Origin of the sequence: Arthrobacter sp. efr-133-TYG-118 (assembly GCF_030209755.1) — a bacterium.
In the GTDB taxonomy this organism is placed as follows: domain Bacteria; phylum Actinomycetota; class Actinomycetes; order Actinomycetales; family Micrococcaceae; genus Arthrobacter.
The window spans coordinates 1-21601 of record NZ_JARVRH010000004.1 but is presented as its reverse complement, the minus strand read 5'-3'; the positions used below and the strand labels follow the sequence as shown (position 1 = coordinate 21601).

Here is a 21601-nt window from a genome sequence, read left to right as displayed (position 1 = left end):
CGGCCTGTCTTTGTAGGGTTGCTACAAAGCCCGGAAACCGGCAGGCGGGCCGGCGCCCCGGACCGTCCCTATTCGCTGCTCGCTTCGGAGCCGTTTTGGGTCCACAGTTCGGTGATTCCGACGTTCGCCTGCCCGAGCAGATCGCGGAGGGTCGATATGGACAGCCCGACGACGGCGTGCGGGTCGCCGTCGACCTTGCGGATGAAGGCCCCGCCCAAGCCGTCGATCGTAAACGAACCGGCGCAGTGCAAGGGCTCGCCGGTCGCGATGTAGGCGTCGATGTCCTTCTCGCTCATCTCGGCAAAGTGGACTTCTGCGCTGGACACGGCGCCGACTGTTGCTCCGGTGCCGACGGCCGTCTCGCCGTCGTTCACGTCCGCTGCGGTTTCGCGGCAGTCCACGAGCCAGTGCCCGGTGTGAAGCACGCCCTTGGAGCCGCTCATGCGCAGCATCCGTGCCTTGGCCACGTCCACCGTGTACGGCTTCCCGTGCGATTCGCCGTCGAACTCGAACACGGAATCGCAGCCGATCACGAGGGCCCCCTCTGCGTCAGGAAGGGACGCGACGGCCTCGGCCTTGGCACGGGCCAGGAGGAGCGCGGTGTCATGCGCGTCGGTCACGCCATACCGGGCTTGCACGGCGTCCTCGTCCACGTCCGAGACGAGCACTTCGTGGTGGATGCCGGCCTCCGTGAGGAGCTTGGTGCGGGCGGGGGACTGGGAAGCCAGGATCAATCGGGTCACGGCTCAAGCGTAGTATGCGGCCCCGCCCCCGGACGCTCGCTCACTTGTGTGGGTGTTTGGCCGGACGCTCGCTCACTTGTGCCGCCCAGGTGGACATGCTCCTTGAACATAGGTGAGCGGGCGTTTGGGAAAAGCGCGTTAAAGGTGAGCGGGCGTCGGTTCTGAACACAGAACCGACGCCCGCCGCTAAGGCGACCAGACGCTTAGTGCACCAGCTCCTTGGCCCCGCCTGCCGCCGTCGTGCGCTGCAACTTGGCGCCTTCGACGTCGACGTCGGGCAGGATCCGGGACAGCCAGCGCGGCAGCCACCAGGCTTTGTCGCCCAACAGGTACATCACGGCCGGAACGATGGTCATCCGCACCACGAACGCATCCACGAGCACGCCGAACGCCATCGCGAAACCGAGCGGCCGGACCATGGTCAGGTGGCTGAAGATGAAGCCGGCAAACACGCTGACCATGATGATCGCGGCGGCGGTGACCACGGCTGCGGCATGGCTAAAGCCGCTTCGGACTGCCTGCTTCGCATTCTCACCGTGCATGAACGACTCGCGCATGCCAGAGGTGATGAACACCTGGTAGTCCATGGCCAGGCCGAACAGCACACCAATCAGGATGATCGGCAGGAAGCTCAGCACGGCTCCGGGATTGGGCACGTCGAACACGGTACCCAGCCAGCCCCACTGGTACACGGCCACCACGGCGCCGAACGCTGCCGCGAGCGAGAGCAGGAAGCCGCCGGTGGCGAGCAGCGGAACGACGATCGAGCGGAACACCAGCAGCAGGAGGACCAGCGAGAGCCCGACGACGATCGCCAAGTAAGGCGGCAACGCGGCACCGAGCTTCGCGGAGACATCGATGTTGCCGGCCGTCTGCCCCGTCAATCCAATGGTGGCTCCTGTGGCTTGCTGGATTTCGGAACCCTTCGCACGCAGTTCCGAGACCACCTGGACGGTGCTGGCACTCGCGGGGCCGTCCTTGGGGATGACCTGGAAGATGGCCGTCCGGTGATCCGGGCTGAGGGCTACCGGAACGGCTGCCATGACGTTGTCGACGCTGCGCAGCTTGTCGGCCACGTCGAACTGCTTGGTCTTGGCCTGGTCGTCGCTGAGCCCGGACGGGAACGTGCCGACAACCACGATGGGACCGGTCATGCCCTCTCCGAAGCTCTTTCGTGTGAGGTCATAGGCCTTGAACGCTTGCGAGTCGACCGGTTCCGAACCGCCGTCGGGCAAAGCGAGGCGCAGCTGGGAGGCAGGGAGGGCGAGCACCCCGAGCAGCACGACGCCGGCAAGGAGCGAAACCACCGGGTGCCGGGTCACGAGCCCGCCCCACCCTCGGCTGCTCCGGCGCTGGTCCTCGGCGCGGTCCGCAGAGGCGTGCTCCGGCTCCGCGTTGTGGCGCTCGGCCTTGGCCCACGTCCGCTTCGAGATCAGTTTGCGGCCCACCAGCGATAGCACCGCCGGGGTCAGTGTGAGGGAGACGACGACGGCGACTGCCACCGTCGCGGCGGCCGACAGGCCCATGACGGCCAGGAACGGGAGCCCCGGAACGACCAATGCGGCAAGCGCGATGACGACAGTGAGGCCCGCGAAGAGAACGGCGTTGCCTGAGGTGCCGGTGGCGAGGGCCACGGATTCCTCCGCGTCCATCCCCGCAAGCAATTGCCCACGGTGGCGGTTGACGATGAAGAGCGAGTAATCGATTCCGACGGCGAGGCCCAGCATGAGCGCGAGCATCGGGGAAATGGAGCTCATGTCGATGACGCCGGTGAGGGCAAACGTTCCGCCGACGCCCACGGCCACGCCAATGATCGCCATCAGGAGGGGCAAGCCCGCGGCGACAAGCGTTCCCAGCATCACGATGAGGGCGATGGCGGCCACAGCGATGCCGATGATTTCGGAGACGCCGAACAACTGCGAGACGTCCTCGGTGATTTCCTTGCTGGCCAAGGCCGTGACACCTGCTGAGGAGACGCCGTGGACGATGTCCTGGACTTGTTGCCGGACTGCGGGGGTCAATCCGTTGATGGAGGTCTTGAACTGGACCTGGGCGATCGCCGCTTTGCCGTCTTCGGAGACGAAACGCATGCCTTGGGAAGCTGTCACCTGGCGCTTGACCAACGCGAGGGCGGCGGCACCATCAGTTGCTTGCTTCTGGCCGGCATCGAGCTTTTGGCGGCCAGCGAGAAGTTCGGCCTTCTGCCGGGCGAGTTGGGCCTGGATCTGCGCAGCAGGCATGCCCGCAGCGGTCATTTGCTGTTCGGCGGCCTTGAGTTGGGCATCACCTGCGTCGAGCGTGGCCCGGGCCTTGTCCAGTTCGGCCTGCCCGGCGGCCACCTTCTGTTCCCCGGCAGCAAGATCGGACGGCGCCTTGTCCAACGTGGCTTGGGTTGTGAAGGGGTTGACCGTGGACTGCACATCCGGCAGTTTTTCCAGCCGGGAGAGGGCCGACGCAATGGCGTCCTTGCCGGCTTGGTTGAATCCGGCGTCGCCGGCTTCGAAGACGATCCCCGCGGAGCCACCCGAGGAGGCCGGAAGGTCCTTCTTGAGCTTGTCCAGCATCTGCTGGGTCTCGGTGCCGGGAATCTGGAAGTTGTTGGACATGGTGCCGTGGAAGGCGGCTGCGGAGCCGCCGACGGCCACGAGCACGGCCAGCCAGAGGGAGATCACCAGCCAGCGGTGACGGTAGGAGAACTTGCCAAGGCGGTAGAGCAGGAGTGCCATATCGGAACCGATCTGTCGGTGTGGTTATGCCGAGTGTTGTGGATCAGTCGCGGGCGGAGTGCCGCGCGACGCCGGGACTTCGAGGGACCGGTGCCGCGAAGCCTGAACCGAGCAGGCCAATCGCGTCGATCAAGTGCTGCCGCAAGCTTGCGAGGGATTCGGGGGAAAGATCCGGGCCGTGTTGTTCGAACCAGACGCTCATGGCTGCCTTGCCGCAGGAAATGATGGACCCGGCCAAGGCCCGTAAATAGAGCTCATCGACATCCGGGCCGAGGCGAAGGCGGGCGGCGTCGATGATCTGCGTGGTGCAGTGGTCCCAGGCTTCGAGTTCGGAACGCACCAGGGCACGGTTGTCGTGGGTCAGGCTGAAGAGTTCGGCCATGGGGGAAACCGTCATGGGGTCAGCCAGCGCCGCGAGGGCGGCCCGGGCGGAATCGAGGATGGGTTCGTCCGAAGGGCGCAGGCGGAACTGTTCGAGGGCATGGTCCAGGAAGCCCTCGGTCACTGAGGCCAGGGCCGCTTCGAGGCTCGGGAAGTAATTGAAGAAGGTGCGCCGGGATACGCCGGCCGCTTCCGCGATATCTTCCACGGTGAAATTGGCGGCGCCCCTGCTGCGCAACATGGCAAGGGCTGCGTCCGTGATCGCTTGGCGGGTGGCCAGTTTGTTCTGTTCCCGGCGCGAGGGGACAGTGGCGGTGTCGGAAGTTGTCACGTACTTACACTAAGTGCAACTTTGCACTCAGGGCAAGTTAAATCTCCGGCGGTGCCGTGTGTTCCTGGGGCGCGGGCGACGTCGTGGACTGCTCGGGCTGCTGGGCGGCGGTGCTCGTCAAGTAGATGGACTGGCCTGTGGCGCCGGGCTCGCCTTCGGCCAGGGGGATGGCGAACACGGCGGTGCCGTAGGCGCACACCTCGGTCCAGTTGCCGCCCATCTCGGACGTGTCGAAGCGCATGGCGACGATTGCGTTGGCGCCGCGCTGCTGTGCCTCGTTGACCATACGGGCCATGACTTCCTGGCGGCTTTCATAAAGCGCCTTGGTCATTTCGGGCAGCTCGCCGCCGCCGAGGGAGCGGAAACCGGCAATCATTTGGGAGCCGAGATCCCGGGAGCGGACGGTGAGGCCCATGACTTCGCCGAATACGGCGTCGATCCTGTGGCCCGGAATCTTGTTTGAGGTGACTATCAGCATGGACAGAGCCTATCCAGAATCCACCGTTTCCCACGGTTAAAAGGACGAATCCCCAGGGTATTCCCCGGAGATTCGTCCGTGCGCCATTGGGCCGTCGCTAGGCGTTGGCGTCAGCGAGCTCGCGAGTTTCCCCGGACGCCTCCGGAGACTCAGTCTGGGCCGCGAACGCCGTTCCCGTGCGTGGAGCGTTGTAGAGCGATTCGTCCAGGATTCCCTGCCGTTTGGCCACGATGGCCGGAACCAACGCCTGTCCGGCCACGTTGACGGCCGTGCGGCCCATGTCCAGGATGGGGTCGATCGCGAGGAGGAGCCCGACGCCGGCAAGCGGCAGTCCCAGGGTGGACAAGGTCAGCGTGAGCATGACCACGGCGCCCGTGGTGCCTGCCGTTGCCGCCGAACCAAGGACCGAAACCACTACGATCAGCAAGTATTGGCTGAAGTCCAGGTTGATGCCGAAGAACTGGGCAACAAAGATCGCAGCGACGGCCGGGTAGATGGCGGCGCAACCGTCCATCTTGGTGGTCGCGCCGAGCGGCACGGCGAAGGATGCGTAACCCTGCGGAACGCCGAGGTTGCGTTCGGTGACGCGCTGCGTGAGCGGCAGCGTGCCGATCGAGGACCGGGAGACAAATGCCAGCTGCACGGCGGGCCACACGCCCGAGAAGTACTGCTTGACGGACAGCCCATGGGTCTTGACCAGGATGGGGTAGACAACGAAGAGCACCAGGGCGAGGCCCGCGTAGATGGCCACGGTGAACTTGCCGAGCGAACCGATGGTGTCCCAACCGTAGACGGCCACTGCGTTGCCGATCAGGCCGATGGTGCCCAGCGGGGCGATGCGGATGATCCACCAGAGGACCTTCTGGATGACGGCCAGGGCGGAAGCATTGAGGTTGAGGAACGGTTCGGCCTGCTTGCCGACCTTGAGGGCGGCGACGCCGATGGCGATGGCGATCACCAGGATCTGCAGCACGTTGAAGCTGATCGACGTGCTGGCGACGCCGTCCGTGACGCTCGTGCTCGCGCCAATGCCGAGGAAGTTCTTGGGGAAGAGGCCGGTAAGGAATGCCCACCAGTCGCCGGTCTTGCCTGCGTACTCGGCCTTCTTGGTGATGCCGGTGCCTGAACCCGGCTGCAAGATCACGCCCAGTCCGATGCCGATCATCACTGCGATGAGCGAGGTGATGGCGAACCAGAGCAAGGTGTTCCACGCCAGTTTCGCCGCATTGGACACTTGGCGGAGGTTCGCGATCGAACTCACCACTGCGGTGAAGATCAAGGGCACGACGGCGGTCTGCAGCAGCGAGACGTAGCTCGAGCCGATGGTCTGCAGCGTGGCGCCGAGCCCGTTGGGAGCCTTCGTGGTGCTACCGGTGGCTTTGGCCAGGAGGCCGAGGGCCAGGCCGATCACCAAGGCCGCGATGATCTGGACGCCGAAGGACGTTGCCCACTTGGGAAGCCGGGACGAAGTCTTTCCGGCGGAAGTCAAAGTGTTGGATGAATTGCTCACCGGAACAAACTAGGCCCCGGCACATACCACCGCGACCCGACGTTGAGAAATGTTACGGTCTCAAATTCGAGCAACTGCCAAATAGCCCAAAGAATTCGCCGCGAAACCACCCATTTATGAAGTTATTCCCGGACGGAATGTGGGAAAGATCTCGTACGTCTCAGCCCATCTGACTCGCATTTGTTGTCGTTCTGAGCCTCCAAAACGACAACAAATGCGAGTCAGTTGGGTCACCCCAGCAGCGCCCGGCGAAGCGTATCCAGGCCGACTGAGCCGATGTTCAACGCATCCGTGTGGAAGGACTTCAGGTCGAACCCGTCGCGGCGTTCTAGTTCAGCCCGGATTTCCTCCCATAGCCGCTGCCCCACCTTGTACGACGGGGCCTGGCCGGGCCAGCCGAGGTACCGGGTGAATTCGAACTGGAGCTGACCCGCGCTGATGGGCAGGTTGGCCTTGAGGAATTCGAAGCCCTTGTCCGAGGTCCAGGTGCCGCTGCCCCAACGTTCCGGAACTTCCAGCTCGAGGTGGACGCCGATATCGAACACCACGCGGGCGGCACGCATGCGCTGCATGTCCAGCATGCCCATGTGGTCGCCCGGGTCCTTGAGGTAGCCGAGCTCCAGCATGAGCTTTTCGGCATAGAGGGCCCAGCCTTCGCCGTGTCCGGAGACCCAGCAGACGTTCCGTCGCCAGTTGTTGAGGAGCTCGCGGCGGTAGACGGCGGTGGCCACCTGGAGGTGGTGGCCGGGGACGCCTTCGTGGAAAACCGTAGTGGTTTCGGCCCAGGTGGTGAAGGTGTCTTCGCCGGCCGGAACGGACCACCACATGCGGCCGGGCCGGGAGAAGTCGTCAGAAGGCCCCGTGTAATAGATGCCGCCTTCGTCCGTGGGCGCGATACGGCATTCGAGCGTCTTCATGATGTCCGGGATGTCGAAATGGACGTCGGCCAGTTCGGCTACTGCGCGGTCTGAGAGTTCCTGCATCCAGGCTTTGAGGGCATCGGTGCCCTTGATTTGCCGTTCGGGATCGTTGTCGAGAATGGCTTTGGCCTCCTCGATGGACGCGCCGGGCTTGATTTGCTCGGCCACGCGTTCCTGTTCGGCGATGAGCCTGTCGAGTTCCTGCACGCCCCAGGCGTACGTTTCCTCCAGGTCCACGGTTGCTCCGAGGAACAAACGTGAGGCCAATGCGTAGCGCTCGCGGCCCACGGCGTCTTTTTCCGGAGCAAAGGGCAGGAGCTCCGCTTCGAGGAAGGCGGCAAGACGCAAGTAAGCGGAACGCGCGACGGCGGTACCGGCGTCGAGCTTTTCCTGCAGTTCCGCCGGCAGCGGCTGGCCGTCGATCGAGGCTTCGGCGGCGAGCTTGGCGAAAAAGCCGTCCTCGGCCGCGTATTTGCTGGTCTGTTCGATGACGATCTTGACTTGGCGGACCGCGGAGACTTTCCCTGCGTCCCTGGCCGAACGAAGGGAAGCGATGTACCCGTCGATCGCTTCAGCGATGTTGGCCGCGCGGCCGGCGATGTGCTCCCACTGTTCGGCCGTGTCGGTGGGCATGAGGTCGAAGATCGCACGGATGGTTTGGGCCGGAGACTCGATGTTGTTCAGGTCGGCGGCGCCCCAGCCGGACTCGTGGATCTCGAGGGCGAGGCCGAGCCGTTCCCGCATCGCGTCAAGGGTGACGACGTCGGAGGCGTCCGTCGGTTCGAGGGTGGCCAACTCGTCGAGGGTGCGGCGCGCTGCCTTGGCGAATGCCGCCGCGCCGGCAGGCGAGAAGTCCTGGTACTCGGTTTCGTGTCCGGGCAGGCCGAGGGTGGTGGCAAGGCTCGGGTTGAGGGCAAGGAGGGTGTCCGTGTAGGCGTCGGCGACCGCATCGATGGCAGTCTGGAGGCGTGCCGGAGCTGTGTTAGGAGTAGTCACCCCACGAGCCTAACCGCGACAAGACTCTTGTGAAAGGGTTGTTGCAGATATCTCGGAGGCCAACCCAACTGACTGGCATTTAATGTCGCTTTGAGCCTTCAAAACGACATTAAATGCGAGCTAGTTGGGTCACCATGGAACTCAGCCCCGGCTGCGCTTCCAGGCGCCTGGCCCCGGCGTGGGGTCCATGCGCAGTTGCTGTCGGCGCAGCCAGTGCCGCGTGCTCGGTTTGGGAGTTTCGGCTTCCTCCGTCGATCCAAGGGAAGCGACGACGGCGGCAAGCGCCGCGAGCTCTTCCGGCGTCGGATCTCCCTTGACGACCGAAAGCAAGGGCTCGGCCGGCGCCGCGTCAGCGGATTCAGCAAAGAAGTCCGGAACGTTCTGTTCGAGGCTCACAGGGGGATGTTTCCGTGCTTCTTGGTGGGCAGGCTGGCGCGCTTGTCACGAAGGGCGCGGAGGCCCTTGATGATCTGGATGCGGGTCTCCGACGGCACGATGACGGCGTCGACGTAGCCAAGCTCGGCTGCCTGGTAGGGGTTGAGGAGTTCTTCCTCGTACTGGCGGATGATCTCGGCACGCTTGCCTTCGACGTCGCCACCGGCCTCGGCGACGGCGGCAAGGTCGCGGCGGTACAGGATATTGACGGCACCTTGGGCGCCCATGACGCCGATCTGGGCCGTCGGCCAGGCCAGGTTGAGGTCAGCCCCAAGCTTCTTGGAACCCATCACGATGTACGCTCCGCCGTAGGCCTTGCGGGTGATGACCGTCAGCTTGGGCACGGTGGCCTCGGCGTAGGCGTAAAGCAGCTTGGCTCCGCGGCGGATGATGCCCTGGAATTCCTGGTCCTTGCCGGGCAGGAAGCCGGGGACGTCCACCAAGGTGATGATGGGAACGTTGAAGGCATCGCAGTGGCGGACAAAGCGGGCTGCCTTTTCCGAAGCGGAAATATCCAGGGTGCCGGCGAACTGCATGGGCTGGTTGGCCACGATACCGACGGTGTGGCCTTCAACCCGGCCGTAGCCGATGATCACGTTGGGGGCGTAGAGGGACTGCATTTCGAGGAAATGGGCATCGTCGACGATCTGCTCGATGACCTTGCGCATGTCGTAGGGCTGGTTGGCCGAGTCCGGGATGAGCGTGTCCAGGGCGAGGTCGTCGTCGTCGAGCTCCAGTTCTTGCTCGTGCTCCAGGACGGGAGCCTCGGACAGGTTGTTGGACGGCAGGAAGTCCAGGAGTTCGCGGACGAACTCGATCGCGTCGGCTTCGTCGCTGGCGAGGTACGTTGCAGTGCCGGTGGTGGCGTTGTGCTGGCGCGCGCCGCCGAGGGTTTCCATGTCCACGTCTTCGCCGGTGACGGTCTTGATGACGTCAGGGCCGGTGATGAACATGTGGGAGGTCTTGTCCACCATCACCACGTAGTCGGTGAGGGCAGGGGAGTAGGCGGCGCCGCCGGCGCACGGGCCCATGATGAGGGAAATCTGGGGGACGACGCCGGAAGAATGGACGTTGTTGCGGAAGATGTCGGCGAACATCGCCAGCGAGGCTACGCCTTCCTGGATGCGCGCGCCGCCGCCGTCGTTGATGCCCACCATCGGGCAGCCGTTGCGGAGGGCGAATTCCTGGACCTTGACGATCTTCTCGCCGTTGACCTGGCTCAGGGAGCCGCCGTAGACGCTGAATTCCTGGCTGTAGACGGCCACGAGGCGGCCGTCGACGGTGCCGTAGCCCGAGACGACGCCGTCGCCGAGGGGCTTCTTCTTCTCCATGCCGAACGCGGTGGAGCGGTGGACGGCCAAGGCGTCGAACTCTACGAAGGAGTCTTCGTCGAGGAGCATGTCGATGCGTTCGCGGGCGGTGTTCTTGCCGCGGGCATGCTGCTTTTCGATAGCTTCGGGGCCGGAAGGTTGTTCTGCACGGGCCTGGCGGTCGCGGAAGTCGGCAATCTTTCCCGCTGTCGTTGTCAGATCGTGGCTCATCAATGTCTCCGGCTCTGTAGCTGATTTACGCTGGCACTGCTTCGTCAGGCATGCGCTCTTAAGTAGCATCCGTACAAAGTGCGGGCCCTGTTGGCTAGTCTAATGACGCAAAAGCCACAGACCGCTGTAGAAACCCTACAATTTTCCGACTTCAAGTCGAGCATTGAACAATGTTACTCGCCAGTAACATAGTTGGGCTACAGTGTCCTCATGACCTCAAGCAACGATGCTTCTGCAAGCCCTGCCCTTCCCTACCTTGCACGTGGATCACTGAAGGGCCGCACCATCCTCATGTCCGGCGGCAGCCGCGGCATCGGGCTGGCAATCGCCACCCGCGCGGCCCGCGACGGCGCCAACATCGTCATCATGGCCAAGACCGGAGAACCCCACCCCAAGCTGGAAGGAACGGTCTTCACAGCCGCCGAGCAACTGGAAGCAGCCGGCGGCCAGGCGCTACCGCTCGTGGGAGATGTCCGCAACGACGGCGACGTTGCCGCAGCGGTTGCCGCCGCCGTCGAACGCTTTGGCGGAATCGACGTCGTTATCAACAACGCCTCGGCGATAGATCTCTCCCGCACTGACGCAATTGACATGAAACGCTATGACCTCATGCAGGACATCAATGTCCGGGGCACCTTCCTGCTGTCCAAGCTCGCGCTTCCGGCCCTGCGGAAATCGCGCAACGCGCACATCCTGACTCTTTCCCCGCCGTTGAACCTTGACCCGAAGTGGGCCGGCATGCACTTGGCCTACACCATGGCCAAGTACGGCATGAGCCTCACCACGCTGGGCCTGGCCGAAGAACTCAGGAACGACGGCGTGTCGGTCAACTCGCTGTGGCCCTGCACTCTGATCGACACTGCTGCCATCCGAAATATGCCCGGAGGGGCACAGATCGTCCAAGCCGCCAGGGGCTCGGAAATCATGGCCGACGCCGCCCACGCTGTCCTGACCGGGTCAAACCTGACCGCAGACTCAGGCGGTTCGGCAAGTAATACAGGCAACTTCTACACGGACGAGCAGGTGTTGAAGGCTGCGGGTGTTTCGGACTTCAGGCCCTACAGTCTGGGTGCCCCCGAGGAGAAGCTTGTGCCGGATATCTTCCTCTAAGCGGACAACTTCTTCCGGGACCAGCCTGGCTGGATAGGATTCTGTCTATGGATGTCGAACAGCCTGCCAGCAGCGAACCACGTGCCCCGCGCTTGGGCCTGGACCGTGATGCCTTGCTTCATCCCGACTTCCTCGCGGCCGCCGGTATTTCGCAATTGAAGATCGTGGAGACCACCGGCTCCACGAACGCTGATCTGCTGCGCGCCGTCACCACGGAGCCCAAGGAATGGTCCGACCTCGCAGTCCTCACCGCCGAGCACCAGACGGCGGCGCGGGGCCGGCTCGACCGTCACTGGGAATCTCCCGCGCGTTCGGCGATTTCCGTTTCGATCGTCCTGCGTCCCGTCAATTCCCAGGGCCTGCCCGTCCCGACCCAGAGCTACTCCTGGCTGTCCCTCCTCGGCGCGCTGGCCTTGCGCGAGACCCTCTTGGAAACCGCCGGCCTTCCCGCCGACATCAAGTGGCCCAACGATGTCCTCGTCCGAGGCAGGAAGATCGCCGGCATCCTGGCCCAGATGGGGCCCATGGGCGACGGATCGGTTCCGGCAGTGATCCTGGGCACCGGCCTCAACGTGACGCTCAGCGAGGATGAACTGCCTGTCCCCACGGCGACCTCCCTCCTGCTTGAAGGCGCCACCACCACGGACCGCACTTTGCTTCTGCGCAACTATTTGTCCCGCTTCGCGGCGCTCTACCGCAGTTTCTGCAATGCCGACGGCGACCCTACAGCGGGATTGGCCGGCGGCTCCTCGCTGCACAAGCGGGTGGAAGCCGTCATGGTCACCCTGGGACGCGAAGTGAAGGCGCATTTGCCCGGCGACCACGAATTGGTGGGGCATGCGTCCAGGTTGGATGAATACGGTTCCCTTTTGGTCGTGGACCATGGTGGCCGCGAGCACGTCGTGACCGCCGGCGACGTCGTCCACCTGAGGGCTACCGAAAGCGGTTATGCGTAAAGAGCTCCTGCGTGGGGAGCAAGTCATCGTGATCACGCGGCAGCAGCCCAGGATGCTCTTTGGTCCCGTCCTGGCATTCATCCTGGTCCCCGCTGCGGCCGCGTTCGCCTGTGCATGGATAGTCAAGGGCGGACCGGGCAAGTTGCTTCCGGTCATCACCAGTGACTGGACCCAATGGTTGGTCACCGCTTGCCTGGCCATCGTGGCGGTCGTGCTGCTCGGCTACAGCCTCCCGCGATTCATCCGCTGGCGTGGCGTACGGTACATCCTGACAAGCGGCCGGATAGTTGCCCGTTTCGGAATGCTTCGCCGGGGCGACTGGCAGGTGCCGCTGGCTGCGGTGCGCAGCGTGGGGATCAAACAATCGCTCCTCCAACGGATATTGCGCTCCGGGAATATATCCTTGGATACCGGGCACCCCGGCGAGACCGTCCTCGCGGACGTTCCGGAGGTCGGCAAGTTTCGAAGTTTCATCCTGGATGCCATGGCCGAGCTTCCGACGAATGTCAGGTTCGGCCCCGGCGCCGTGCCGGAGGCGGGCGATTTTGACAGTTTTGCCGGACCAGCTGACTACCCGGATGCCGCGTTGCCCTGGGATATGAGAGAAGGTGGAAGAGATGAGCGTTGACGAGCAGGAGCCTGAGTACATGGACCACGAGCCCGACGCCGTGCCCGAACCTTCCGTGGACCAGGCACCAACGGGGGTCCTCCCCGTCCTGTCCCCGCCAACCGGCGCCCTGTCGGCAGAACGGCTTGCCATCAAGGCCCTGGAAACGAGGCTCCTGGGCGGCGAACGCAAACTCCGGCGACGCGAAGTGGCGGCGGGCGCAGGCGTCTCGCTGTTGTCGGCGCGCAAGCTATGGCGAGCGCTGGGTTTCCCCAACTTCGGCGACCAGGACGTGGCGTTCACAGAGCGCGACCTCGCCGCGCTTTCCACCATCCTTGACCTTGTCCGCGCAGGGAAGCTCACCGAGGAAGCTGCCATTTCCGTGACGCGCGCCATCGGGCAGATGACCGACCGCATGGTGGTGTGGCAAGTCGAGGCACTCATTGAAGACATGGTGGTGCAGCAAGGCATTCCCGACGCGGTTGCCCGCAAACAGTTGGTCAACGAACTGCCCAACCTCGTGGATGCCATGGAAGAGATCCTGCTGTACTCGTGGCGCCGCCAGATGAACGCCGGGGTGCAGCGCCTGGCCGTCCGTGCCGAAGCCGGTTTGCAGGCCAGCGAGGCCGGCCGCGAAGGCGACGAAGACGATGCCCCCCTGCCCTTGGCACGCGCCGTGGGCTTTGCCGACCTCGTCTCCTACACGAGCCTGTCGCGCCGCATGAACGAGAAAACCCTGGCCCAGTTGGTCCAGCGCTTCGAGAACAAGTGCGCGGAGATCATCTCCATCGGCGGCGGACGCCTCGTCAAGACCGTCGGCGACGAAGTCCTCTACATCGCCGAGACGCCGGCCGCCGGCGCTGAGATCTCCTTGGCACTCGCCCAGGCCTTCACGGAAGACGAAATCTTGCCGGAAGCCCGCGTGGCTATGGTCTGGGGACGCATCCTTTCCCGCCTCGGCGATATTTACGGCCCCACCGTCAACCTGGCGGCCCGTCTCACGGCCTTGGCTGAACCCGGTACGGTCCTCGTGGACGAGATGACGGCGGCAGCGCTGGGCCAGGACGAACGCTTCGTCCTGGTTCCGCAGACGGCCGAGAACGTTCGTGGTTTCGGGGAAATCCTTCCCGTGCGGCTTGCCCGTGGCCTTGGCAGGGGCCTGGTTCTCGACTGATCCCGGGACACGGTCCTTGGAGTTGGCTTTCGGATCGTGGCATAGTCGTCTCCGCAGCCCTAGAGTCCACCTGGCAACCGTGCCTTCCACCGAGGACAAGAATGAATTCACCCTCCGCAGCGACCGCCCCTGAGCCGGGATTCACGTTGAGCTATGGCTACGGGACGGACCGCGGACTCAGCCGGGAACTCAACGAAGATTCGCTCATTGCGGAGGATCCGGTCTTCGCGGTGGCTGACGGCATGGGTGGGCATGAAGCAGGCGAGATTGCCAGCGCATTGTGCGTACGGACTCTCGGCAGCATGCCGCAATTGGCGTCGCGAGTTCGCTCGGCGACCGCCGTTGCCATGCAAGAGTGCATCCTTGCGGCCGACTTCCAGATCCGGAATGCCACGGGTGGCCGCGCGGGAACCACACTCACCGGCGTCGTCGTCGCTGAGCATATGGGCGTCCCGTATTGGCTGGTCATGAACATCGGCGATTCGCGGACGTATCGCTTGAGCGGGGGCGATTTCAGGCAGATCAGCGTGGACCACTCGGAAGTCCAGGAACTCGTGGAGTCCGGAAACATCACGCGTGAAGAGGCCATGGTGCATCCGCGCCGCAATGTGGTGACCCGCGCCCTTGGAACCGGCGGCGAAAACGAAGCGGACTTCTGGTTGCTCCCCATCCGGGACGGGGACCGGATGCTGATCTGCTCGGACGGACTCACCGGGGAGCTGAGCGACGAGCACATGTTCCGGATCCTGAGCACGGTGGAGAAGCCCCAGGACGCCGTGGATGCCCTCATCCAGGAGGCGTTGCTGAGCGGCGGACGGGACAATGTCACCGCGATTGTGGTGGATGCCAGGATCGGGTAAAACGACGCCGAATGGGCCGGCACACGCTCCTGCCGATGGCGTCTTTGGAGAACGGGATTTGCGACACGCCCGGACTTTGTAGGAAGATTCCGGTCAATACCACCCCAACTCCGGGCGGCCCGTGCCGTCCTGCAGAGGTAAACATGACCCAACGCTCCTCCGCGCGCTCTGGCGGCGCGACCCGTGCCGCCGTGCGACGCCCGTTCTCCGTTGCCCTCGCGGGCATTGCCATGGCCGTGGTGATCTGCGCTTTCCCGTTGCTTTCGGCCCACGCCGAGAGCGTCGTGGCTCCCGGCCAGGGACAAGTTTTGCCCACGTCCCCGGCCCCGGACCCGGCACCAACCGAGCCCACGCCGACCCAGCCGAAAGTCGTGGATCCCGCGCCCTCCAAGCCACCCGTCGTCGTGCCGGTTCAACCCGCCCCGGTGGCACCCGCGCCTGCCGCGCCCGCACAGGCCCCCATGACACCGGTGACGGTGGAACCGGAGCCCAGCGTGGCGCCGTCGGAGGCTCCTGTGGCCTCCAGCCCTGCGACCCCGTCGGACAGTCCGACGACGAGCAGCGCCTCGCCGTCGGCGTCGTCCAATTGGAATACCCCCATCCAAGACGGGCTCAAGGCCACCCAGGCTGCGTCGGTGAGCGATGCCAAAGGGCCGGGTTCGGACATGTTCGCCGTGATCGCCATCATGGGCGGCGTGCTTTTGGTGGCGGCCGGCGGCATTGCCTTCGCTTTGTGGAGCCGCCACCGCTTTACGCACTGATTCCTGCTTGTCGTCCCTGCTTCCCGTCCCTGCTTCCCGTCCCTGCTTCCCGTCCCTGCTTCCCGTCCGGGGGGCCTATTTTGTCGCGGCTTTGCGGCAAGATAGGTACGTGAGCACAGCAGAGAGCGAAACCGCAGTTCCAACGGAAGCCGTACGGGAAGAGTACGAAAACCTCGCAGACCTCGTCCGCAAGTACCGCTACGCGTACTACCAGGAGGATGCGCCGACGGTTTCGGACGCCGAGTTCGACTCCCTCTACCGCCGCCTTGAGGAGCTCGAGGCCCTGCATCCCGAGCTGGTGTCCAACGACTCGCCCACTCAGGAAGTGGGCGGCGAGGTGTCGGCTGCTTTCGCCGCCGTCGAGCACCTTCAGAGGATGTACAGCCTGGAAGATGTCTTCTCGCTGGACGAGTTGGAAGCGTGGGTCCGCAAGGCCGAGGCTTCGGTCGAAAAACTGGGCACGGCGGCTTCCCGCATTGCATGGCTGACGGAGCTGAAGATCGACGGCCTGGCGGTGAACCTGCTCTATCGCGACGGCAAGCTCGTCCGTGCCGCCACGCGCGGAGATGGCACCACGGGCGAGGACATCACCCACAACGTGCTCACCATCAATGAGATCCCGCGCCAGCTCAGCGGCAGCGGATTTCCCTCCGAGGTGGAAATCCGGGGCGAAGTCTTCATTCCGTCCAAGGCTTTCGCTGAATTCAACGAAGCGCTGATCGAGGCCGGCAAGGCGCCGTTGGCCAACCCCCGCAACGCCGCGGCCGGCTCCCTGCGTCAGAAGGACCCTGCGGAAACGGCCAAACGCCCGTTGCGGATGTTCGTCCATGGCATCGGTGCGCGCGAAGGCCTTGACTCCATCAGCCAGTCGGAAACCTACAAGCTGCTCGAGGAGTGGGGCTTGCCGGTCAGCCCTTACCTGAAGGTCCTGGACTCCTTCGAGGAGGTCCTGGACTTCATCAAGCACTTCGGTGAGCACCGGCACGACCTCCTGCACGAGATCGACGGCATCGTGGTCAAAATCGACGATTTCGCCACGCAGCGCGCCCTCGGTTACACCTCGCGGGTTCCTCGTTGGGCCGTTGCCTACAAGTACCCGCCGGAGGAAGTCCACACCAAGCTGCTGGACATCCAGGTCAACGTTGGCCGCACCGGCCGCGTCACCCCGTACGGCGTGATGGAACCGGTCAAGGTGGCTGGATCCACCGTGGAGATGGCCACCCTGCACAACCAGGATGTGGTCAAGGCCAAGGGCGTCATGATCGGCGACATCGTGGTGCTGCGGAAGGCCGGCGATGTCATTCCAGAGATCGTCGGGCCGGTATTGGCGCTGCGTGATCAACAGGATCCTCCCGTGCGTGAGTTCGTGATGCCCACGGAATGCCCGTCCTGCCACACGCCCCTGGCTCCGGCGAAAGAAGGCGACGTCGATATCCGCTGCCCCAACGCGAAGTCGTGCCCGTCCCAGCTGCGCGAGCGTGTCTTCCACGTCGCGAGCAGGGGCGCCTTCGACATTGAAGCTTTGGGGTGGGAAGCAGCCATCGCCCTCACCCAGCCTGCCGAACCGGAAACGCCGCCCCTGAGCAGTGAAGCGGCCTTGTTCAGCCTCACACCGGAGGATCTCGCCGAGGTCCGCATCCGGCGCGAGAAGCGCTCCAAAGGCGTGGGGACGGGAACGTTCGAACTCGTGCCCTACTTCTATTCCAAGGCCACCGCCAAGGCCCCTTCAAAACCCACAGCCACCACGGACAAGCTGTTCAAGGAACTCGAGAAAGCCAAGACACAACCCCTCTGGCGCGTCCTCGTTGCCCTGTCCATCCGGCACGTCGGCCCCACGGCGTCCCGGGCCCTGGCCACGGCCCTTGGGAGCATGGAAGCCATCCGGGCCGCCTCCGAGGAGGAGCTGGCCAACGTTGACGGGGTGGGACCGACCATTGCCGCGGCACTCAAGGAATGGTTTGCCGTTGACTGGCACCAGGAAATCGTTGATAGCTGGGCAGCTGCCGGAGTGCGCATGGTCGACGAACGCGACGCCGGCCTCCAGCGGAACCTGGAAGGCCTCACTATTGTGGTGACGGGGTCCCTACCCACGCTGAGCCGGGACGAAGCCAAGGAAGCCATCATCATCAGGGGCGGCAAGGCAGCCGGCTCGGTCTCCAAGAACACCAGCTACGTCGTGGCCGGTGAGAACGCAGGCTCCAAGCTGGACAAGGCTGAGCAGCTCGGCATCCGGGTGTTGGACGAGGATGGCTTCAAGGCATTGCTCGACGGCGTCCTGGAACCTGCCGGCGGCACGGCGCTGGACGATGAAGACGCAGCCATCGCTGTGGCGGAAATGGAAGCCGCGTCGGACATGGATGCCGCCGAATGACGGCCGATGTCTTGGAGCTTCTCGCCGTCGCCCACGCAGCTGCCGCGGCAGGAGCTGAGGTGCTCGCGGCCAGGCCTGCGGGCCCCAACTCGGCGGGGAGCCTCGGCGTCGTGAACAAAGGTGACGCCGGCGACTGGGTGACGGCCTTCGACGTCGCGGCGGAGAACGCTGTGCGGGGCGCAATTACCGCGGCCCGCCCGCACGACACCATCACGGGCGAAGAGCACGGCACCACGCGGCCCGAGGAGCCCAGTGGCTACCGATGGTCCATCGATCCGCTGGACGGCACCACCAACTTCATCCGGAACATCGTCTACTACGCCACGTCTGTGGCCGTTGCTGATGCCGACGGCGTCTGGCTGGCCGGCGTCGTCAACGCCCCTGCGCTGGGACGAATCTACTCGGCGGCACGGGGCCACGGAGCGTGGCTTGAAGAGAATGGGCAGCGCACCCAGTTGAGTGGACCGCTCCTCGGCCGTAAGGGACTGATTGTGGCCTCGGGGTTCAGCTACGATCCCGCGACGCGGGCAGAGCAGTTCGCTGGGCTCGGGAACCTCATGGAAGGCTTCGCCGATCTTCGCCGCCTCGGCTCCGCCGCATTGGATCTCTGCCTCGTGGCCGATGGAACCCACGACGCGTTCGGAGAGCGCGGGCTCAACGAACACGACTACGCGGCGGGCGCGTTGATCGCCGAGGAAGCCGGCTGCTGGGTCCGCCGCCCACGGCTGGCGAGCCCGTTGGACGGCGGCCCCACAGACGCGGACCGTTTGGAAGCGTGGACCTGCGCGGGAACCCTTGAGCTCTCGGGCAAGTTCCCGCTCTAGGATCGCGGAGTCTTCGATGATACGGACGCTGGCGATTTCGAACTACCGTTCCCTCCGGGACCTGACCATGGAGCTGCATGGCCTGGACTTGGTCACCGGCTCCAATGGCAGCGGCAAATCCTCGCTTTACCGTGCTTTGCGGCTCTTGTCGGAGTGTGCCGGGAGCGATTCCGCGAACGTGGTGGGTTCCTTGGCCCGCGATGGAGGACTCAGCTCAACGCTATGGGCCGGACCGGAAACCATCAGCGATGCCATGCGGCGGGGTGAAGCGCCGGTGCAGGGAACAGTCCGGAAGGAATCCGTCAACCTGAAACTGGGTTTCTCCGGAGATGATTTCGGCTATCTGATTGACCTGGGACTGCCCGTTTCCGGTGGCGCTTTTGACGACGCCATAGGCAGGACCGTCCCGTCTGCGTTCAACAGGGATCCGGAGATCAAGCGAGAGCAGGTATTTTCCGGCCCGGTAGCCAGGCCCGGGTCGGTGCTCGTGGACCGCAAAGGGGCCGTTGCCCGGCTGAGAGGCGAGAACGGCGAATGGGTGGAACTGTCCCGTCGCCTGCACGCTTACGAAAGCATGCTCACAGAAGTCTCTGACCATGACAGGGCCCCGGAGGTACTCAGGGTCCGGGACATGGTGCGGTCTTGGCGCTTCTATGACCACTTCCGCACCGACCATGAAGCTCCAGCCCGTCAGGCGCAGATCGGCACCAGGACTCCCGTCCTCCACCATTCTGGAGGTGATCTTGCGGCAGCCTTGCAGACACTGCGCGAAACCGGCGAGGACGGTTTGCTCGACGCCGCGATCGGCAGCGCGTTCCCAGGCAGTAGGCTGCGCATCGCCGTCGTCGATGGTCGCTTCAGCGTCGAACTCCAACAGCCGGGCATGCTTCGGGCCATGGCGGCCGCCGAACTGTCCGATGGCACACTCCGCTACCTCATGTTGGTTGCGGCACTCCTGACGCCGAGGCCGCCGGAGCTCATGGTGCTGAACGAGCCGGAAACCAGTCTGCATGTGGATCTGATGCCGGCGCTGGCCCAGCTCATCGTTCAAGCCGGTGAGCGCAGCCAGCTGATTGTGGTCTCGCACTCTGCGCCCCTGATCGCTGCCTTGCGGGAGAGCAGACGCGTTCATCAGCATGAGCTGTACAAGGACCTGGGGGAGACAAGGATCAAGGGCCTTGGTGCGCTGGAAGGACCGCCCTGGAACTGGCCCCGCCGGTGATTCGTGCACCGAACATCCTGATCTGTCAGGCTCCGGCGCGAGACCCCACCTCCGCGTAGCGGTTCGCGGGGCGTTCCAAGCCGTAGTGTTCCCGCAGCGTTCTGCCGGTGTATTCAGTGCGGAACAGACCTCGTTGGCGCAGCACCGGGACCACGTGGTCAACGAAGGTCTCAAGTCCTGAGGGCAACACTGCGGGCATGATGTTGAAGCCGTCGGCGGCGCCGTTTTCGAACCACAGCTGGATCGCGTCGGCAACTTGCTCCGGGGTTCCCGCGAAGGTCAGGTGGCCGCGGCCGCCTCCCAGCCTGCCGATCAGCTGGCGGACCGTGAGTTTCTCGCGGCGGGCCAGCTCCACAATGAGGGTATAGCGGCTCTTCGCTCCTTCGATGGAGTCCTCGTCTGGGAGATCCGCGGGAAGCTGACGGTCCAGGGGCAGGTCTTCAGGCTTCACGCGGAGCGTCTTGGCCAGCTCGGCCCTCGCGTATTCGGGGCGGATCAGCTCATCCAGTTCACGTTCCAGGCGCAGCGCTTCGGCTTGCGTGGAACCGATCACCGGGACAATTCCCGGCAGGATCTTGATGCTCTCAGCCGCCCGGCCAAGCGCGACTGCCCGAGTCTTCAGGTCTCCGTAGAACGCCTGTGCATCTTCCAGCGTTTGCTGGGCCGTGAACACGGCCTCGGCGTACTCGGCGGCCAGGCCCTTGCCATTCTCGGAGGAACCTGCCTGGACGATCAGGGGATGGCCCTGGGGCGAGCGCGGCACATTGAGCGGCCCTTGGACGCGGAAGTGCTTGCCCGAGTGGTTGATGGGCCGGACCTTGGCGGAGTCTGCCCAGACGCCTGCCTCCTTGTCCCCAAGCACGGCGTCGTCCTCCCAACTGTCCCAGAGCTTGGCGGCCACCTCCAGGAACTCTGCCGCCCGTTCATAGCGGGTGGCATGGGCGGGCTGATCGTCTATGCCGAAGTTGCGCGCTGCTTCCGGTCCCGCTGTGGTCACCACGTTCCAGCCGGCCCTACCGCCACTGACGAAGTCCACCGAAGCGAAGCGCCGGGCCAGGTTGAAGGGATCGTTGTACGTGGTGGACGCCGTCGCGATGAGGCCGATCTTTTCGGTGGCGGCCGCAATCGCGGTGAGCAGCACCGTCGGTTCCAGCTTCCCTACCGGACGGCGTCCGACGTCGCCGAAGATCACGGGGGAGTCGGCGAAGAAGATGGAGTCGAACGTGCCGCGCTCGGCGATTTGTGCGAGGTTTTGGTAGTGCCGGATGTCGGTGCTGGCGCGCGGGTTGCTTTCGGGCAGCCGCCACGAAGCCTCGTGGTGGCCGGTGCTCATGAGGAAGGCGTTGAGGTGGAGTGTGCGTTGCTGCGGGCTCATGGGGGTTCCTTTCGTTGTGTCCTGGCCGCCAATCAACCACGCGACACCCGCCCTGCGCCAGCGTCGCGAAACCTTCCCGCAACAGCAGGAAACCGGGCTTCACAGCCCGAAACCCGACTCAATCTGGCGCCACGCAAAGCAATGTTTGAGGCGCCGCCGACGCTGGCTCACTTATGTGGGGTGTTCCGCCGACGCCCTCTCACTGATATCTGAGCGCGCGTTGGGGGCGGATTCAAGTGGTCGTTGCAACACGTCCTTATGCTGCTGATTCTTCCAGAAT

At 64.6% G+C, this 21601-nt stretch carries 18 protein-coding genes; 9 read left to right on the top strand and 9 right to left on the bottom strand.

Annotated features, from left to right (window positions below; all coding sequences use genetic code 11):
* Positions 1-68 precede the first annotated feature (68 nt).
* The 8 genes from QRN59_RS02680 to QRN59_RS02645 all read right to left on the bottom strand — a co-directional run bounded on the left by QRN59_RS02680 (position 69) and on the right by QRN59_RS02645 (position 10061).
* Positions 69-743 (bottom strand): Maf family protein, encoded by a 675-nt coding sequence (locus QRN59_RS02680; RefSeq protein ID WP_284980968.1) that lies wholly within the window; start codon positions 741-743, stop codon positions 69-71.
* A 203-nt stretch (positions 744-946) separates the two neighbouring features.
* Positions 947-3469: an MMPL family transporter gene (locus QRN59_RS02675; protein ID WP_284980967.1), complete on the bottom strand. Its 2523-nt coding sequence runs from the start codon at positions 3467-3469 to the stop codon at positions 947-949.
* Between the two features lie 43 nt (positions 3470-3512).
* Positions 3513-4181: a TetR/AcrR family transcriptional regulator gene (locus tag QRN59_RS02670; protein WP_284980966.1), complete on the bottom strand. Its 669-nt coding sequence runs from the start codon at positions 4179-4181 to the stop codon at positions 3513-3515.
* A 37-nt stretch (positions 4182-4218) separates the two neighbouring features.
* Positions 4219-4659 carry a YbjQ family protein gene (locus tag QRN59_RS02665; RefSeq protein WP_284980965.1) on the bottom strand — a complete coding sequence of 147 codons (441 nt, stop codon included), beginning with the start codon at positions 4657-4659 and terminating at the stop codon, positions 4219-4221.
* A 97-nt stretch (positions 4660-4756) separates the two neighbouring features.
* On the bottom strand, positions 4757-6169 hold the full coding sequence (locus QRN59_RS02660) for a dicarboxylate/amino acid:cation symporter (protein ID WP_284980964.1): 1413 nt from the start codon (positions 6167-6169) through the stop codon (positions 4757-4759).
* Between the two features lie 230 nt (positions 6170-6399).
* The gene (locus tag QRN59_RS02655; protein ID WP_284980963.1) at positions 6400-8085 is read right to left on the bottom strand and encodes a DUF885 domain-containing protein; all 1686 of its coding nucleotides are present in this window, start codon (positions 8083-8085) and stop codon (positions 6400-6402) included.
* 141 nt (positions 8086-8226) lie between these two features.
* A complete protein-coding gene (locus QRN59_RS02650; RefSeq protein WP_284980962.1) occupies positions 8227-8481 on the bottom strand; it encodes an acyl-CoA carboxylase epsilon subunit in 255 nt (84 codons plus the stop codon).
* A complete protein-coding gene (locus QRN59_RS02645; RefSeq protein ID WP_284980961.1) occupies positions 8478-10061 on the bottom strand; it encodes an acyl-CoA carboxylase subunit beta in 1584 nt (527 codons plus the stop codon). Before QRN59_RS02645 ends, QRN59_RS02650 begins: the two co-directional genes overlap by 4 nt.
* A gap of 210 nt (positions 10062-10271) precedes the next feature.
* Here QRN59_RS02645 and QRN59_RS02640 point away from each other — a divergent pair, with 210 nt between their 5' ends.
* The 9 genes from QRN59_RS02640 (at position 10272) to QRN59_RS02600 (ending at position 19946) form a co-directional block, all read left to right on the top strand.
* A complete protein-coding gene (locus QRN59_RS02640; protein ID WP_284980960.1) occupies positions 10272-11171 on the top strand; it encodes an SDR family oxidoreductase in 900 nt (299 codons plus the stop codon).
* 47 nt (positions 11172-11218) lie between these two features.
* Positions 11219-12127: a biotin--[acetyl-CoA-carboxylase] ligase gene (locus QRN59_RS02635; protein WP_284980959.1), complete on the top strand. Its 909-nt coding sequence runs from the start codon at positions 11219-11221 to the stop codon at positions 12125-12127.
* Positions 12120-12755: a PH domain-containing protein gene (locus tag QRN59_RS02630; RefSeq protein ID WP_284980958.1), complete on the top strand. Its 636-nt coding sequence runs from the start codon at positions 12120-12122 to the stop codon at positions 12753-12755. The genes QRN59_RS02635 and QRN59_RS02630 overlap by 8 nt, the downstream gene beginning before the upstream one ends.
* Positions 12745-13908, top strand: coding sequence for an adenylate/guanylate cyclase domain-containing protein (locus tag QRN59_RS02625; protein WP_284980957.1), 1164 nt, complete (start codon positions 12745-12747; stop codon positions 13906-13908). Before QRN59_RS02630 ends, QRN59_RS02625 begins: the two co-directional genes overlap by 11 nt.
* A 101-nt stretch (positions 13909-14009) precedes the next feature.
* Entirely contained in the window at positions 14010-14768 is a 759-nt protein-coding gene (locus QRN59_RS02620) for a PP2C family protein-serine/threonine phosphatase (RefSeq protein ID WP_502871013.1), read from the top strand.
* A 143-nt stretch (positions 14769-14911) separates the two neighbouring features.
* The gene (locus QRN59_RS02615; RefSeq protein WP_284980956.1) at positions 14912-15529 is read left to right on the top strand and encodes a hypothetical protein; all 618 of its coding nucleotides are present in this window, start codon (positions 14912-14914) and stop codon (positions 15527-15529) included.
* A gap of 91 nt (positions 15530-15620) precedes the next feature.
* Positions 15621-17900, top strand: coding sequence for an NAD-dependent DNA ligase LigA (gene ligA / locus QRN59_RS02610; RefSeq protein ID WP_350225213.1), 2280 nt, complete (start codon positions 15621-15623; stop codon positions 17898-17900).
* Positions 17897-18724 carry an inositol monophosphatase family protein gene (locus QRN59_RS02605; RefSeq protein WP_284980955.1) on the top strand — a complete coding sequence of 276 codons (828 nt, stop codon included), beginning with the start codon at positions 17897-17899 and terminating at the stop codon, positions 18722-18724. Before ligA ends, QRN59_RS02605 begins: the two co-directional genes overlap by 4 nt.
* 16 nt (positions 18725-18740) lie before the next feature.
* A complete protein-coding gene (locus QRN59_RS02600) occupies positions 18741-19946 on the top strand; it encodes an AAA family ATPase (RefSeq protein ID WP_284980954.1) in 1206 nt (401 codons plus the stop codon).
* 25 nt (positions 19947-19971) lie between these two features.
* Here QRN59_RS02600 and QRN59_RS02595 read toward each other — a convergent pair whose 3' ends face one another.
* The gene (locus tag QRN59_RS02595) at positions 19972-21321 is read right to left on the bottom strand and encodes an LLM class flavin-dependent oxidoreductase (protein WP_284980952.1); all 1350 of its coding nucleotides are present in this window, start codon (positions 21319-21321) and stop codon (positions 19972-19974) included.
* Positions 21322-21601: the final 280 nt, after the last annotated feature.

Bases quoted from the DNA above. Each gene is read 5' to 3' on its own strand.
- QRN59_RS02605 (WP_284980955.1), top strand. From the start codon at position 17,897: ATGACGGCCGATGTCTTGGAGCTTCTCGCCGTCGCCCACGCAGCTGCC.
- QRN59_RS02630 (WP_284980958.1), top strand. From the start codon at position 12,120: ATGCGTAAAGAGCTCCTGCGTGGGGAGCAAGTCATCGTGATCACGCGG.
- QRN59_RS02595 (WP_284980952.1), bottom strand. From the start codon at position 21,321: ATGAGCCCGCAGCAACGCACACTCCACCTCAACGCCTTCCTCATGAGC.
- QRN59_RS02600 (WP_284980954.1), top strand. From the start codon at position 18,741: ATGATACGGACGCTGGCGATTTCGAACTACCGTTCCCTCCGGGACCTG.
- QRN59_RS02675 (WP_284980967.1), bottom strand. From the start codon at position 3,469: ATGGCACTCCTGCTCTACCGCCTTGGCAAGTTCTCCTACCGTCACCGC.
- QRN59_RS02665 (WP_284980965.1), bottom strand. From the start codon at position 4,659: ATGCTGATAGTCACCTCAAACAAGATTCCGGGCCACAGGATCGACGCC.
- QRN59_RS02625 (WP_284980957.1), top strand. From the start codon at position 12,745: ATGAGCGTTGACGAGCAGGAGCCTGAGTACATGGACCACGAGCCCGAC.
- QRN59_RS02620 (WP_502871013.1), top strand. From the start codon at position 14,010: ATGAATTCACCCTCCGCAGCGACCGCCCCTGAGCCGGGATTCACGTTG.
- QRN59_RS02615 (WP_284980956.1), top strand. From the start codon at position 14,912: ATGACCCAACGCTCCTCCGCGCGCTCTGGCGGCGCGACCCGTGCCGCC.
- QRN59_RS02635 (WP_284980959.1), top strand. From the start codon at position 11,219: ATGGATGTCGAACAGCCTGCCAGCAGCGAACCACGTGCCCCGCGCTTG.
- QRN59_RS02645 (WP_284980961.1), bottom strand. From the start codon at position 10,061: ATGAGCCACGATCTGACAACGACAGCGGGAAAGATTGCCGACTTCCGC.
- QRN59_RS02640 (WP_284980960.1), top strand. From the start codon at position 10,272: ATGACCTCAAGCAACGATGCTTCTGCAAGCCCTGCCCTTCCCTACCTT.